The 16,076-nt window shown below is 41.3% G+C and carries 15 protein-coding genes; 2 read left to right on the forward strand and 13 right to left on the reverse strand.

Annotated elements, in window-relative coordinates; all coding sequences use genetic code 11:
• Positions 1-92 precede the first annotated feature (92 nt).
• Complete coding sequence (gene rho, locus BKG94_RS01795; protein ID WP_077433640.1) at positions 93-1,355, forward strand: transcription termination factor Rho; 1,263 nt, start codon at positions 93-95, stop codon at positions 1,353-1,355.
• Positions 1,356-1,478: 123 nt separating this feature from the next.
• Here rho and mreD read toward each other — a convergent pair whose 3' ends face one another.
• The 4 genes from mreD to BKG94_RS01815 all read right to left on the reverse strand — a co-directional run bounded on the left by mreD (position 1,479) and on the right by BKG94_RS01815 (position 6,091).
• Positions 1,479-1,967: a rod shape-determining protein MreD gene (gene mreD, locus BKG94_RS01800; protein ID WP_077433642.1), complete on the reverse strand. Its 489-nt coding sequence runs from the start codon at positions 1,965-1,967 to the stop codon at positions 1,479-1,481.
• A complete protein-coding gene (mreC, locus tag BKG94_RS01805; protein ID WP_077433644.1) occupies positions 1,967-3,019 on the reverse strand; it encodes a rod shape-determining protein MreC in 1,053 nt (350 codons plus the stop codon). Before mreC ends, mreD begins: the two co-directional genes overlap by 1 nt.
• A 74-nt stretch (positions 3,020-3,093) precedes the next feature.
• A complete protein-coding gene (locus tag BKG94_RS01810) occupies positions 3,094-4,149 on the reverse strand; it encodes a rod shape-determining protein (RefSeq protein ID WP_059367493.1) in 1,056 nt (351 codons plus the stop codon).
• Positions 4,150-4,303: 154 nt separating this feature from the next.
• A complete protein-coding gene (locus BKG94_RS01815; protein ID WP_077433646.1) occupies positions 4,304-6,091 on the reverse strand; it encodes an ABC transporter ATP-binding protein/permease in 1,788 nt (595 codons plus the stop codon).
• 161 nt (positions 6,092-6,252) lie between these two features.
• On the opposite strand from BKG94_RS01815, the gene BKG94_RS01820 reads away from it, so the two are divergent.
• Positions 6,253-7,908: a putative transporter gene (locus tag BKG94_RS01820; protein WP_077433648.1), complete on the forward strand. Its 1,656-nt coding sequence runs from the start codon at positions 6,253-6,255 to the stop codon at positions 7,906-7,908.
• A 77-nt stretch (positions 7,909-7,985) separates the two neighbouring features.
• On the opposite strand, the gene lipA is transcribed toward BKG94_RS01820, so the two are convergent.
• From lipA to rsfS, 9 genes are all read right to left on the reverse strand, one after another.
• Positions 7,986-8,948 carry a lipoyl synthase gene (lipA, locus tag BKG94_RS01825; RefSeq protein WP_077433650.1) on the reverse strand — a complete coding sequence of 321 codons (963 nt, stop codon included), beginning with the start codon at positions 8,946-8,948 and terminating at the stop codon, positions 7,986-7,988.
• Between the two features lie 51 nt (positions 8,949-8,999).
• On the reverse strand, positions 9,000-9,641 hold the full coding sequence (lipB, locus tag BKG94_RS01830) for a lipoyl(octanoyl) transferase LipB (protein ID WP_077433652.1): 642 nt from the start codon (positions 9,639-9,641) through the stop codon (positions 9,000-9,002).
• A 1-nt stretch (position 9,642) separates the two neighbouring features.
• The gene (gene ybeD / locus BKG94_RS01835; RefSeq protein WP_077433654.1) at positions 9,643-9,921 is read right to left on the reverse strand and encodes a DUF493 family protein YbeD; all 279 of its coding nucleotides are present in this window, start codon (positions 9,919-9,921) and stop codon (positions 9,643-9,645) included.
• 109 nt (positions 9,922-10,030) lie between these two features.
• Positions 10,031-11,218 (reverse strand): serine hydrolase, encoded by a 1,188-nt coding sequence (locus tag BKG94_RS01840; RefSeq protein WP_077433656.1) that lies wholly within the window; start codon positions 11,216-11,218, stop codon positions 10,031-10,033.
• 20 nt (positions 11,219-11,238) lie between these two features.
• Entirely contained in the window at positions 11,239-12,102 is an 864-nt protein-coding gene (locus BKG94_RS01845; protein ID WP_077434100.1) for a septal ring lytic transglycosylase RlpA family protein, read from the reverse strand.
• Between the two features lie 52 nt (positions 12,103-12,154).
• Positions 12,155-13,270, reverse strand: coding sequence for a rod shape-determining protein RodA (gene rodA / locus BKG94_RS01850; protein WP_077433659.1), 1,116 nt, complete (start codon positions 13,268-13,270; stop codon positions 12,155-12,157).
• Positions 13,270-15,225, reverse strand: a complete 1,956-nt coding sequence (gene mrdA / locus BKG94_RS01855; RefSeq protein ID WP_077433661.1) for a penicillin-binding protein 2 — start codon at positions 15,223-15,225, stop codon at positions 13,270-13,272. Before mrdA ends, rodA begins: the two co-directional genes overlap by 1 nt.
• A gap of 18 nt (positions 15,226-15,243) precedes the next feature.
• Positions 15,244-15,711, reverse strand: a complete 468-nt coding sequence (gene rlmH, locus BKG94_RS01860) for a 23S rRNA (pseudouridine(1915)-N(3))-methyltransferase RlmH (protein ID WP_077433663.1) — start codon at positions 15,709-15,711, stop codon at positions 15,244-15,246.
• 53 nt (positions 15,712-15,764) lie between these two features.
• Positions 15,765-16,073 (reverse strand): ribosome silencing factor, encoded by a 309-nt coding sequence (gene rsfS / locus BKG94_RS01865; protein ID WP_077433665.1) that lies wholly within the window; start codon positions 16,071-16,073, stop codon positions 15,765-15,767.
• Positions 16,074-16,076: the final 3 nt, after the last annotated feature.

The following is a 16,076-nucleotide window of genomic DNA, read 5'->3' on the forward strand; positions in this document are numbered from 1 at the left end:
GTTTATTTTTAGTGATACCTTACGCACCAATTTTAGGGTATCCGCCCACCATTCATTAACTCAACTCTTAATAATCCCAACAATTATTCATTATGCATTTAACAGAACTTAAAAATACGCCTGTTTCAGATCTTGTGAGACTCGGCGAGGAGCAAATGGGCTTGGAAAATTTAGCCCGTTTGCGTAAACAAGATATTGTCTTTGCTATCTTAAAACAACACGCAAAAAGTGGTGAAGATATTTTTGGCGGTGGCGTGTTAGAAATTCTACCTGACGGTTTCGGTTTTCTCCGTTCCGCCGATAGTTCCTATCTTGCCGGCCCCGATGATATCTATGTTTCCCCTAGTCAAATCCGTCGTTTCAACCTCCAAACCGGTGATAAAATTGAAGGTAAAATCCGTCCGCCAAAAGAAGGTGAACGCTATTTTGCTTTATTGAAAGTGGATCAAGTCAATGACGACAAGCCTGAAGTTTCCCGCAGCAAGATTCTTTTTGAAAACTTAACACCATTGCATGCGAATTCTCGTTTAAGAATGGAACGTGGTAATGGTTCAACGGAAGACTTAACCGCTCGTATTTTGGATTTAGCCTCGCCTATCGGTAAAGGTCAGCGAGGTTTGATTGTCGCACCGCCAAAAGCCGGTAAAACCATGTTGCTACAAAATATTGCACAAAGTATTACCCATAATTATCCGGAATGTGAACTCATCGTCCTGTTAATTGATGAGCGCCCGGAGGAGGTCACCGAAATGCAACGTTCCGTGAAAGGTGAAGTGATCGCATCAACCTTTGACGAACCGGCCGCACGCCACGTTCAAGTAGCAGAAATGGTAATCGAAAAAGCCAAACGTTCTGTGGAGCACAAAAAAGATGTGGTGATTTTACTTGACTCTATCACACGTTTAGCCCGTGCCTACAATACCGTTACCCCTGCTTCCGGTAAAATCTTATCCGGTGGGGTGGATGCTAATGCATTACATCGTCCAAAACGTTTCTTCGGGGCTGCGCGTAATGTGGAAGAAGGCGGTAGTTTGACGATTATTGCGACCGCACTTGTGGATACTGGCTCAAAAATGGATGAAGTGATTTTCGAGGAATTTAAAGGAACCGGTAATATGGAACTTCATCTTTCTCGTAAAATTGCGGAAAAACGCGTATTCCCGGCTATTGACTTCAATCGTTCAGGTACACGTAAAGAAGACCTACTCACCACTCCTGACGAGCTCCAAAAAATGTGGATTCTTCGTAAAATTCTCAACCCAATGGGAGAAGTGGAAGCAATGGAATGGCTCATTGATAAACTTGGTGTAGCAAAAACCAACGAAGAATTTTTTGAAATAATGAAACGTTCATAATGTTGCTAACGCTAAAATAAACTTTATAGAACCAAGACACAAAAAAAGGGAAACTTAAGTTTCCCTTTTTATTTCATAATTACAAGTTCATTGAAAAAATAATCTCACTAACCTGCTCTTATTTTAGCTTAAGCCTACTTTTCTACGCATTTTTCGCATCAATAAAAATACCCACGGCCATAATATACCCGAAGCGATAGCACCAAAGATTTCCTGCCAATTAAAAACCGCACTATGTAAAAATAATTCCACAAGAAAAATAGCAAACCGGATGAAAAACACAAAAATAATCACCAATAAGCTTTGAAACCATAAGGAAAGATTACGCAGTACTAGATAATTTTTAGCAATAAAGTAAAAAGCGACTGAAAGCACTAATGCATGAATACCAAGAGTAGAACCAAGTACTATATCCCAAATCACACCAAGTAAAAAAGCAATACCGATACTCACTTTGTTAGGGATGGCTAAGACCCAATAGGTTAGCACTAAAACTAACCAAGATGGTTTAAAGGCTTGAAAACCTATCGGCCAAGGTGCAAGTTCCATAACAAGCGCAATAATAAAGAATAAGAGGATCATAACCCATTGCAAAATTAAGCGCATTTGCATTAGCCTTCCTCCCTATATTCCCGTTGTTCCGGTGAAACAGGCTCATCTTGCGGTGCTTCGGTCGGAATTTCAGGCTCAATTTCTTCTTTATTATTTTCAGTCTTTGGTTCTTGTTCCTCAGTAATTTTCATTTTATGCACTTTATTATTCACCTCATTGGCTTGGCTTTCCAATCGTTTTTGTACAAGCTCACGCACTTCTTCCGGTGACATCGATTTTACTTTCGATATATCTAAGGTGCTTGGCCAAAGTAAAAGCACGTAACGTAAACGCTCTAAAGATGCTAGCGGTTTGGCTTTTACCGTTGCAAAATAATTTGTGCCATCACGTGATACACTTTGCACCACTGCTACGGGATAGCCTTCAAGAAAACGCCCCCCTAAACCGGAGGTTACCAATAAATCGCCTTTTTCAATATCCACTGAACGTGGTACATTATCAAGCGTAAGTTCATCTGTATGCCCGGTGCCGCTAGCAATCACACGTACATCATTACGTAGCACTTGGATAGGGATAGAATGAGTCACATCCGTCATCAACAATACCCGACTGGTATTCGCGCCGACAGAGATAATTTGCCCAATCACCCCTTTTTCATCGATGATCGGTTGCCCTACATAAGCGCCGTCTTTTTCCCCCTGATTAATCACAATTTGCTGGCGATATACATCAGTTTCAGCCGTCAGCACTTCTGCAATTTTTTTATATTCATCGGTTCTTAATGGCGAATTAAGTAATAAACGTAAACGCTGATTTTCAACTTTAATCTGATCTAACAGCAATAAATCCGCATTTTTTTCACGAAGCTGTTCACGTAACACTTTATTTTCAATTTGCAGTTTGTTGGTATCGACAAGATTATCCGAGACACCGTCTAATACCGTACGCGGGCTATTTGCTAAATAATACAGACCGCCCACCGCCGTTTCCATCATACTGCGCACTTTGTTCATGGAATCCTGTCCATCTGCCAAAATAAGACCGGCAGAGGCAATCACCGCAAGAGCTAAGCGGAATCCTAAAGGAGGAGATTTACCAAAAATCGGTTTCATTAAAATACCTAATCCATTAATGGCTTAAAGCAAAAGTGCGGTCAAAATCAACCGCACTTTTCATTGATGATAAATTAGATTTCATCGCTAAAAATATCGCCACCATGCATATCGATCATTTCTAACGCTTCACCGCCGCCTCTCGCCACACAGGTAAGAGGTTCTTCAGCAATAATGGTTGGTACACCTGATTCACGTGCAAGCAAAATATCAATATTGCGCAATAAGGCACCACCGCCGGTCAAAACCATACCACGTTCAAAAATATCCGCAGCGTGCTCCGGCTGACATTCTTCAAGTGCGGTACGCACTGCCGCCACAATACCGTTTAACGGCTGTTGAATCGCTTCTAAAACATCACGAGAAGTGAGTTTGAAAGAACGAGGCGCACCTTCGGCAAGGTTATGCCCATGTACTTCCATTTCTTTGATTTCATCACCTTCCTGAATATAAGCCGTACCAATTTCTTGCTTAATTCGTTCTGCCGTAGGTTCCCCAATGACTGAACCAAAAGTACGGCGAACATAAGAAATAATGGCTTCATCAAAACGGTCACCACCAATACGAACAGAGGAAGAATATACGATGCCATTCAAGGAAATCACGGCGACTTCGGTTGTTCCACCACCGATATCAATAACCATTGAACCGACTGCGGTAGAAACAGGTAATTTTGCCCCGATTGCCGCAGCCATAGGTTCTTCAATTAAATAAACCTCACGTGCGCCGGCACCAATCGCCGACTCTTTAATTGCACGTCGCTCAACCTGTGTTGCGCCTGCCGGTACACAGACCAATACACGAGGGCTTGGGCGCATAAAATTGCCGCTGTGAACCTGTTTAATGAAATACTGTAACATTTTTTCCGTTACAAAAAAGTCTGCGATGACCCCATCTTTCATCGGACGAATAGCCACAATACTTTTTGGCGTACGTCCCAACATTTGTTTCGCTTCTTTACCTACCGCAGCAATGCTTTTCAATGCGCCCATTCGATCTTGGCGAATCGCCACCACAGAAGGCTCATCTAATACAATTCCCTGCCCTTTTACATAAATCAGCGTATTTGCTGTACCTAAATCGATAGAAAGATCATTTGAAAATAAACCGCGTATTTTTTTAAATAACATAATAATTCCGTTAATTTGAATTGATTAAAAATTTGCTCATATTTGAATACACAAAAAATTGTGCTAAATGTACCAAAAAATCGCTGTTGATAACAGTATTTTTATATACCGCATGAAGAAAAATGCGGTAAAAAATGACCGCACTTTTACTCCGCTATCCGTTGATTTTATTTAACGACCATTCACCTTTCGATAAAATATTAAGCTGTTGTTGATGGAAAGCCTTTAATGTAGAACGATGTCCCACACTGATGATCGTCATTGTCGGCAATTCGCCTTTTAATAAACGATACATAGCATCTTCCAACCCTTCATCCATACTTGCTGTGGCCTCATCTAAAAAGGCGACTTTCGGTTTATGCAAGAGTAAACGGGCAAAGGCTAAACGCTGTTGTTCACCAAGAGAAAGAATGCGTGTCCAATCTTGGGGTTGCTCCAAACGTTCGACTAAATGCCCGAGCTGTACTTTACGTAAGGTATCTTCCGCCAAAGTGCGGTCAATTTCTTCCACATTTTTTGGGTAGGCTAACGCTGTGAGTAGGCTACCTTGCGGTAAATAAGGTTTTTGTGAAAGAAAAAGTTGTTGTTGAGGACAATAAATTTTCCCTAAAGAATAAGACCAAAGCCCGGCGGCTGTGCGTAATAGGGTGGTTTTCCCTACACCGGAATTTCCTTGGATCAATAGGCTTGCGCCCTGTGGCAAGGTAAGATTGAGATCTTCAATAAGCGTTTGTCCAAAGGGATTTTTGATACTTAAATGCTCGAAAACAACCTCATTTTCAGTGCTCTGAATTTTAGTTTGTGATTCTCGATTTGCCATATCAATGGCATAAGTAAAGCCGGTTAAACGGTCAAGCGTTGCTTTGTAACCGGCGAAATTATCATAGGTGTTGCGGAAGAAAGACAAGTTAGAATGTAATTGCCCAAATACCTGCAAAGTCTGCATTAAATCACCAAGTTTGATTTGTTTTTCAAAATAGCGCCCCACTTGGATCAACAATGGGAATACGACGGAAACTTGGGTGACCACTAAGTTAAAACCGGAAAATTTCAGCGTTCTAAATACAATATCCCACATATTTTTGATCACCGCGCGAAATTGGCGATAAAGCTGATATTGTTCAACCTTTTCTCCGGCATAAAATGCAATACTTTCCGCATATTCCTTAATGCGAATGAGGGAATATCGATAGTTTGCATTCAAGCGTTCATTAGCAAAATTTAGGCTGATAAGTGGACGACCAAGCCAAAATGCAATTAATGTAGTGAGGAGCACATAAGCAAAAACTAAAAACACCATCATATGCGGAATTTCCATGCCCAATATCATCATCGGTCCTGCCAATCCCCACAATAGAATGGTATAGGAAATCATAGAAGTAACCGCATCAATAACACCGGTGCTTAATGACAATGTAGTTTTAACATAAGATTGTATATCCTGTTGAATACGTTGATCCGGGTTATCCAGATTAGCGGATAAATATTGCGTTTTATAATAAGCGCGATTTGCCATCCATTTGCCCGCAAGTTCATCATTTAGCCAAGTAATCCAATCAATCACAAAACGTTGTTCAATATAGTAACTAACTAAATAGGTGGACACCGCACTGGTCGCAATTACACAAAACAAGCCCATTTGTTGCCAAAAGACGGGCTCATTAAACTCTTGTAACGAAGTGTACATATTGTTGTACCACACGGAATGTACCAAACTGATGCGAACGCTTACTAGGGTAAGCGCCACAATCAACAAGAAAAATAATAAGGGTTTAATACTACGTTTTGGAGAAAGATAACCACCGGCAAACATCCAGAATTGTTTTCCCCAGTGGGTAAAGCGTACGAGCAAAAAGATTCCGGCGCTAAATACTACCGCAGTAATCGTAAGGGTTTTCAAAATCCACAGGAGCGAGGTCATCGCTTCTTGTCCGTAATCCATAAATGTATCCGTAAAAAAACAAAAGTGCGGTCATTTTAGGCGGAGTTCATGATTAAGCAAGAAAAATTGTGATGAAGTTATCATTTTTTGAGTTTCGTTAAAGTTTTCAAAAAACCAAATTGCTATAATCCATAATAGTTATATTTAGTTATGAGGTTAGAATGAGCGAGATTGCAATCACGATTAGCCTCCTTGCCCTTGTCGCCGTCATTGGTTTGTGGATTGGGCATTGGAAGATAAGGGGCGTAGGTCTAGGCATAGGCGGCGTGCTATTTGGCGGTATTATTGTTGCACACTTTACCAATCAGTATGGCTTACAGCTTAATGAGCATACTTTGCATTTTGTGCAAGAGTTCGGTTTGATTTTGTTTGTCTATACCATAGGGATTCAAGTGGGACCCGGTTTTTTTGCCTCTTTACGACAATCCGGTTTAGAACTCAATGTGCTTGCGATTTTAATTGTCGTTATCGGCTCATTTTCTGTTTTCATTTTGCACAAAATGGGCAATGTCCCCTTAGATATTGCGTTAGGCATTTATTCTGGTGCAGTAACCAATACGCCGTCTTTGGGGGCCGGACAACAGGTTTTGAGTGAATTAGGTATGCCTGAAGCGACCGCCACAATGGGGATTGCCTACGCAATGGCATACCCTTTCGGAATTTGTGGGATTTTGCTTGCCATGTGGTTAATTCGTTTGTTTTTTCGGGTAAAAATCGACGACGAAGCACAGCGTTTCAATAAACAAAATGGGCAGGATAAAGAAAGTTTACATACTATTTCGGTAAAAGTAACCAACCGTAATTTGGACGGGATCACATTAGTTGAAATTCCGGGATTTGATGATGAAGAAGTAGTTTGTTCCCGCTTAATTCGTGGAGAAAGTGTTATCGTTCCAAAAGCCAGTACTGAAATTCATCTTGATGATATATTACATCTGGTCGGAGATGATCATGGTTTGAAAAATATGCGTTTGGTGATTGGCGACGAAGTCAATGTACCGGTGCTTTCCCCCGGCGGAGAAATTCGAGCCGAGCGGGTTGTGGTAACCAATGAAAAAGTATTGGGTAAAAAAATTCGAACCCTGCATATTCACCAAAAATATGGGGTGGTGATTTCTCGCCTCAATCGTACCGGGGTGGAATTAGTACCAAGTGGAAATACTTCCTTACAATTTGGTGATGTACTTCATATGGTTGGTCGCACTGATGTGCTGGACAAAGCGATTTCTATTATTGGCAACGCTCAACAAAAACTCCAACAAGTGCAGATGCTACCGATATTTTTAGGGATAGGGCTAGGGGTTTTACTTGGTTCTATTCCCTTTTACATTCCCGGATTCCCTGTTGCCCTTAAACTTGGTTTAGCCGGTGGGCCACTTGTAGTTGCATTAATTCTTGCCCGAATCGGGAGTATTGGAAAACTGTATTGGTTTATGCCGCCAAGTGCAAACCTTGCTTTGCGTGAAATCGGCATTGTTCTTTTTCTTACCGTTGTGGGATTAAAATCCGGTGGGAATTTCGTTGATACCTTAGTAAACGGAGCCGGGCTTGAATGGATGGGATACGGTATGTTTATTACTTTTGTCCCTCTGATGATTGTTGGTGTTATTGCACGCCTATATGCCAAACTGAATTATCTCAGTATTTGTGGACTACTTGCCGGTTCAATGACTGATCCCCCAGCCCTTGCTTTCGCTAATGAAATAAAAGAGGACAATGGTGCGGCTTCACTTTCTTATGCCACGGTTTATCCGTTGGTGATGTTCTTAAGGATTATTTCACCGCAGTTATTGGCAGTATTGCTTTGGGTCGCTTAGGCGAATAAAAATGGGTTGGTGCTTTTGGCCCCAGCCCATTTTTCTTGGCAAAAGTGCGGTTATTTTTGAGGTTGTTTTTATTTCACTAAACCGCCACTTGCTTGGAGATCAGCGTGATAGGAAGAACGAACAAACGGGCCACAGGCTGCGTGTTCAAATCCCATCCCATTAGCTTTATCACGGAATTCATCAAATTCCTCAGGGGGCACATAACGAGCCACCGGCAGATGATGACGGCTTGGTTGTAAATACTGCCCTAAAGTGAGCATAGTCACACCGTTATCACGCAGATCCTGCATCACTTCTAAAATTTCTTCATTTGTTTCACCCAAGCCGACCATTAGCCCTGATTTCGTCGGAATATTTGGGAACATTTCCTTGAATTCACGAAGGAGTTTGAGTGACCATTCATAATCGGCACCCGGACGGATTTCCTTATATAAGCGGGGTACATTTTCTAAATTATGGTTAAACACATCAGGCGGATTGTCTTTTAATTTTTCTAACGCTTGTGAAATACGACCACGGAAATCAGGCACTAAAATTTCAATTTTAATTCCCGGATTTAATGCCCGAACTTCCTTCACACATTCGGCAAAATGTCCTGCGCCACGATCTGCTAAATCATCCCGATCCACGGATGTAATCACCACATATTTCAATTTCATATCCTGAATGGTTTCAGCGAGTTTACGGGGCTCTTCCGGATCTGGCGGCAAAGGTTTTCCGTGAGCGACATCACAGAAAGGACAACGACGGGTACAAATTGCCCCCAAAATCATAAAGGTGGCCGTGCCGTGGTTGAAACACTCGTGTAAATTTGGGCAAGAGGCTTCTTCACAGACGGAATGTAAGCCGTGGCGACGCATTCCATTTTTGATACTATCAATTTTGGCGGAACTTGCTGGAAGCTTGATTTTCATCCATTCCGGTTTTTTCAGTAATTCTTGGTTTGGATCGATATTTTTAACAGGAATTATGGAAGTTTTGGCAGCATCACGATATTTGACGCCCCGCTCCATTTTAAATGGCGTTGACATAATTTTTCCCTAAAGAAAAATGCCTAGAATAGGCATTTTTTATTGTAGATGTTAAATTTTCGTTACATTATAGCCTAAAAGTTCGGCAAAGTGTTTAATTAATTTAGGCGAAACATTATCTAAAGTTGCGTCTTTTTCTTCTATAAAATCGGCAAGTTGACACATTTCTAAACCGGCGTAGCCACAGGGATTAATATAATGGAAAGGATTCAAATCCATATTGATATTAAAGGCTAATCCGTGGAAAGAACAACCTTTACGAATACGCAATCCCAACGAGCAGATTTTTTTCCCTTCAATATAAACACCCGGAGCATCGGCTTTGGGATACCCCTCAATACCGTAATCTGCTAAAGTTTTTACCACCGATTGTTCAAGTGCGGTGACTAATTGACGCACGTTTAAGTTTTGGTGACGTCGAATATCAATTAATACATACATCACCAGCTGACCGGGACCATGGTAAGTAATTTGCCCACCACGATCGGATTGCACCACAGGAATAGCGCTGCTTTGTAGCAGGTGTTCGGGCTTGCCCGCTTGCCCTTGAGTAAACACAGAGGAATGTTCAACCAACCAGATTTCGTCGGTTGTATCAGCATGACGATTATCCGTAAAATCCTGCATTTTGTGCCAGATTTCTTGATAATCCTGTAAACCCAGCTGACGAACGATAAGTGGGAGTGCCGCCATATTAAATCACCATTTTTACGCCTTCAACTTTAGCGAGTTCCTTGTAAAGGGTTTCCACTTGTTCGAAATTCTGTGCAATTACATCAATAGAAACAGAATTATAAGTGCCTTTGCTACTGCGTTTTTCTTTGGGAATGTAATCCCCCGGGAGATATTTTTGCACGACAGCAATTAAATCTTGTGCTAAATCTTCACGATTTATCCCTGCAACTTTAAATGTCATTGCAGCAGGAAATTCCATTAATTCTTTCAGTTTTTCGTAATCTTGTTCTGTTGCCATAATTGTTCGCTACTTTGAGTGAGATAAAGGGCAGATCTTAAATCTGCCCCGTTTTAGATCGTCAGTTCCCACATAAAATGAGGGAAGAGCGGTTAAATTTCAAGGTGTTTTAGAAAAGGCTTTTTATGGTGAGGACTAACCAATCCCACGCATTTCCAAAAAATCCGCCTTCTTTGACTTCTTGCATCGCTTGTAAATTAACGACTGCGACATCTTTTCCATCAAGCTGATAAATCACTTTTCCAACAACTTGACCTTTCACCAAAGGAGCTTGTAAGTATTTGTTATCTAATTCATAACGGGCCTTTAATTCAGACTGTTTACCTTTTGGTACGGTAATAAAACTATCTTGTAATACACCCAGTTTCACATTGCCTACCTCGCCATAATAGACCGGTTGTTCGGAAACCTCTTTATTAGCTTCAAGGGTTTTTAAAGTTTCAAAATTGGCAAAGCCCCATTGCAATAGTTTCTTGCTTTCTACTTCACGGCCCTTATAAGTTGGTACGCCCATCACAACGGAAATCAAACGCATATTGCTAGGGTTGGTTGCTGATGCCACAAGATTGTATCCGGCTTGGCTGGTGTGACCGGTTTTCATTCCGTCCACATTCATCGTTTTATCCCACAACAAGCCATTACGGTTAGGTTGTTTAATTTTATTAAAAGTGAACTCTTTTTCCGCATAAATTTTATATTCTTCCGGTGTATCACGAATAATATGTGCACCGATGATCGCCATATCTCGTGCGGAAGAATATTGGTTTGGATCGTCTAAACCGTGTGGTGTGGTGAAGTTGGTATTTTTTAAACCAAACTGTTGAACATATTTATTCATGGTATCCACAAAGTTTAATACCGAACCTGATGTATGCTCTGCTAATGCTACACTGGCATCATTACCGGAAACAATAATCACCCCTTTATTTAAATCTTGCACCGAAACTTGTTGATTGAGGTTTAAGAACATTTTAGAGGAATCCGGAAAATTACGTCCCCACGCACTTTCACCAATCGTCACCATATCGGTATTGTGAATTTTTCCTTGTTTTAAAGCTTGTCCTACAACATAGCTTGTCATCATTTTGGTTAATGATGCGGGATATTGGCGCTGATCAGGATTTAATGCGGCGAGTACAGCACCGGAATGGTAATCCATTAAAATATAGGTTTGCGCCTTCACTTCCGGTAGTGCAATACCGTATTGCATATCCTCTTGCGCAATAGCAGCAGAAGAAACGGCAAGAATACCTGAAAGAAGAACGGTTTTGGTGAATTTAGCACTTTGCTTTAACATTGCATTTCCTCAATAAAATCTTAATTTTTATGACTATAAACGATTAACGGACTTTCACCGGCGATTTTTTGTAATTTTGCTTTTAACTGTGTTGTGACCTGTTTATCTTTTAAAGGTCCAAAATGAATTTCATATTTGCCATTGCGATGATTGACTTCCGCATTAACATTATCAAGCGCAAGTCGTGTAATCATATCATTGGCATGCTTTTCGCTAGGAAAATTTAACATTTTTAAGGTGTACTGTTCTTTAAATGTTTTTGATTCTTTAGAGAATTTTTTTCTTTCGTCTTTTTCTATATTCACAAGACGCTCAGAAGCCGCCTCGGTTTTCGCATGTTTGGCAAGGGTTTTTGCGCCCGCTCCTGAAATATTCCCATTTCGTGCGATATGAAGCGCTTCAACTTTAACCTGTCCTACCCCACGGGCAATTAAACCGATTTCTTTCGCCGCAGTATAAGAAAGATCGATAATACGATCACGACTAAAAGGGCCACGATCATTAATCCGCACAATCGTTTTCTTATTATTACGTAAATTAGTCACTAGCGCATAAGAATTGAGCGGCAAAGTTTTATGCGCAGCCGTGTAGAGATTGGCATTATAAAGTTCTCCGCTGGAAGTTCGGCGGCCATGGAATTTACGATGGTAATAACTTGCTATTCCATTTTTTGAATATTCTTTGGCACTATTAGTTCCATGAGTCGTATAGGTTTTCCCATTCACCGTATAACTTTTCGGTGAATTAACCGACGTGGTACGACTTAAACTTGCACCTTTAATCCCATATTGCTTCAGGGGATCATTCTGCGCTTGAGCCGGTAAAACGGTTAAAGCCGTGATAATTGTAAGTGCGGTCGATTTTACAAGCGTTTTGAATTTCATAAAGTGAATTTTCCAATAAATAAAGTTGTACGTAAGAAAACTAAAACGCCAATTAGTTCCCATTTATAAATCTTGTGCGATGTGTGTGGATTGACATAATTAAGCCAAAACTCGCCATAATCGCCACATAAGAAGTTCCGCCATAACTAAATAATGGTAATGGCACGCCAACTACCGGCAAAATACCGCTTACCATACCAATATTGACGAACAAATACACGAAAAAAATTAAAGTTGTCGCACCGGCTAAAATCCTGCCAAAAGAGGTTTGTGCATTAACCGCAATCATTAAACCACGAACAATGATAAACATATAAATCGCAATTAAAATGCCAAAACCAACCATACCATGTTCTTCACTCATCACGGCAAAAATAAAATCGGTGTGGGGCTCAGGCAAAAATTCAAGTTGAGATTGTGTTCCTTGCATCCAACCCTTGCCCCACAGCCCCCCTGAACCGATAGCAATTTTGGATTGCAGAATATGATAGCCCGCACCGAGCGGATCTTTTTCAGGGTCCAGTAAGGTCAACACTCGCGTACGCTGATAATCGTGCATTAAATAAAGCCACATAATGGGAATGAATCCGGCCAATCCCACTACGGCGGCAAGAATCAACCACCAATTCATCCCAGCAAGAAAAACAACGAATAAACCCGAGGCACTCACTAAAATTGAAGTACCAAGATCGGGCTGAATCGCCACCAACAACGTCGGCACAATAATCATCGCAATAGCGATAAAAGTTTCGCCCAATTTTGGCGGAAGCGGACGATTACCTAAATAAACCGCCACCATCAAAGGTACTGCCAGTTTCACGATCTCTGAAGGTTGAAAACGAATAAAACCAAGATCTAACCAGCGCTGAGCTCCTTTACTGGTTGTTCCAATCGCATCGACCAAAACGAGCAATATCAAACCGACCAAGTAAAGATAAGGCGCTATCCGCTGATAAAATCTAGGTGGAAGTTGAGCCATGACTAACATGACAGTGAAACCAAGAAATACCTGAATAATGCGATTTCTAAACATAGTTTCACTACCGCCGGAGGCACTATAAAGCACTAACATGCCATAACCGCTGATAGCAATTAGCCCCAGTAATAACCAGAAATCCAAATGTAACGGCTTCCATAAACGAAGCCAAAGTGGCGTTTTTTCTTCCATTATTCCGCTCCGTTTTCCATTACTGAATCCTTATTAACCTCTTGAGGCTTATTCAAATTTTCTTTTCGCTCAATTTCCGGTAAACGTTTATTTAAGTAATAATCCATAATTTTACGCACAACCGGAGCCGCATTACTTGAACCGCCTCCGGCATTTTCTAAAATAATCGCCACCACCATACGAGGGTTTTCGTAAGGTGCGTAGGCAGTAAACCAAGCATGATCATGGAGCTCTTTTTTTAAATCTGCGGCGTTATATTTTTGATTCTCTTTTAAACTGAATACTTGTGCCGTTCCGGATTTTCCTGCAACATGATAATTTGTACCAACAAAGGCCTTTCTCCCCGTTCCGGCGCCGGAATGCACAACATTAAACATTCCCCGCTTTGCCGCATCCCAATAGGCTTGTTTCGGCTCGGTAATATCCTCGTAAAGCCGCGGATCTTGATAAGGCTCAATGGTTGCGCCTTCAATCGATTTCATTAAATGAGGCGTATTGACTTTGCCGTTATTCACTAAAACAGCGGTCGCTTTTGCCACCTGTAGAGGGGTGGATGTCCAATATCCCTGTCCGATCCCCACTGAAATCGTATCTCCCTGTACCCATTGACGTTTATAGCGTTTTTGCTTCCATTCCCGAGTCGGCATATTTGCCGAGGCTTCTTCATTAATTTCAATCCCTGTCGGTACTCCAAAACCAAAACGTTTCATCCACGAAGATAAACGATCAATTCCCAAATTATAAGCCACTTGATAAAAATAAGTATCGGACGATTCAGTAATCGCTTTGTTCAAATCCGTGTAACCATGCCCTGATTTTTTCCAGTCACGGAAACGTTTTGTGGTATTGGGTAATATCCAATACCCCGGGTCAAAAATTGTGGTGTTTTGATTAATCACATTTTCCGTTTGTGCAGCCACAGCAATAAAGGGTTTCACCGTTGAGGCCGGCGGATAAATCCCTTGAGTTGCACGGCTATAAAGCGGACGGGCGGGATCTTCCAACAGGGCTTTATAATTCGTACTGGAAATGCCGTCCACAAATAAATTGTTATCATAGCTTGGGGTTGAAACCATCGCTAATACGCTACTATCTTTTGGATCAAGTACAACTACCGCCCCTTTTTGTCCGGCAAGTAAATCCGTAATATAATGTTGAAGGGCAAGATCGATGGTAAGATGAATACTTTTACCGGCAACAGCAGGTTGTTCACGCAATTTACGGATCACTTTTCCACGGTTGTTGATTTCGACCTCTTCAAAGCCTGTTGTTCCATGTAGCTGGTCTTCGTAATAACGCTCAATCCCCAATTTGCCCATATCATGAGAGCCGGCATAGTTGGCAAATTTCTCATCTTTTTTTAGTTTTTCCACATCCTTATCATTAATTTTACCCACATAGCCGAGAATATGCGCCATCATATCGCCATACAAATAATTACGTTTAAAATAAGGGCGTACCTCAAGACTTGGAAATTGATATTGGTTTACCGCAAAACGGGCTATTTGCGCCTCCGTTAAATTAGGTTTGAGCATAACGGATGTATAACGTGTGCCACGACGACGCTCTTTTTTGAAATTCTCAATATCTTCATCAGTTAAACCGACAATATAACGGAGTTCCTCAAAAGTGCGGTCTAAATTTTCCGTTTTTTCCGGCACAATGTATAAGCCGAAAAAAGTCAGATTTTCAGCAAGCAATTCACCGTAGCGATCATAAATTAATCCACGGGTTGGTGGGACAGGTAAAAGTTTGATTCGGTTGCCGTTAGAGCGTGTTTGATAAGTGTCAAAATTGACCACTTGGAGATGATAAATATTGGTAAATAACACGCCGGTGAGGGCAAGAATCCCGATAAATGCCACTAATGTTCGGCGGGCAAAAAGATTCCGTTCCGCTTTTTTATCGCGAATCGGTTCATGGGTTGGAACAGCGAAAAATTTCTTTAAATTCATCTAAAATTGACCGCACTTTTACTCACGATGGTAAGGATGATTGGTCGTCAGCGACCAAGCCCGATATAAGCTTTCCGCCACCACGATTCGGACTAACGGATGAGGCAACGTGAGGGGCGAAAGCGACCAACTCTGCTCTGCCGCCGCTTTACATTCCGCTGAAAGCCCCTCCGGCCCGCCAATTAATAAACAAACGTCCCGACCATCATTTTTCCAAGCTTCCAATTGTTCGGCGAGTTGCGGTGTCGTCCAAGCTTTACCGGGAATATCAAGGGTAACGATTTTGCTTTTTCCACAAGCCGCCAACATTGCTTTTCCCTCTTGCTCTAAAATTCGTTTAATATCCGCATTTTTCCCTCGCTTTCCAGCGGGAATTTCAATTAATTCAAAGGGCATTTCTTTCGGAAAACGGCGTTGGTATTCTTCAAATCCGTTGATAACCCAAGTCGGCATTTTTGTCCCTACTGCAATTAATGTGATTTTCACGAGTATTCCTTTTTATCAAGCAAGATGAAATCTAGCGGAAAAACGACCGCACTTTATGCCCAAAGTTTTTCTAATTGGTACATCTCACGCGCATCGCGTTGCATGATATGCACAATGGTTTGACCGAGATCCACCACTATCCAATCTGCCGTATTCTTACCTTCTTCACCAAAGGTTTCAACCCCGGCTTTCTTACATTCTGTGATTAAATTATCTGCCATCGCCGAGACTTGTCGGCTTGAACTACCGGTGCAAATTACCATATTTTCCGTAATGGAAGATTTTCCACGCACATCAAAATGTACAATATCCGTGCCTTTTAAATCGTCCAATTTATCCATTACAAATTCAACTAATGTCATTAT

Source organism: Rodentibacter ratti, assembly GCF_002000485.1.
In the GTDB taxonomy this organism is placed as follows: domain Bacteria; phylum Pseudomonadota; class Gammaproteobacteria; order Enterobacterales; family Pasteurellaceae; genus Rodentibacter; species Rodentibacter ratti.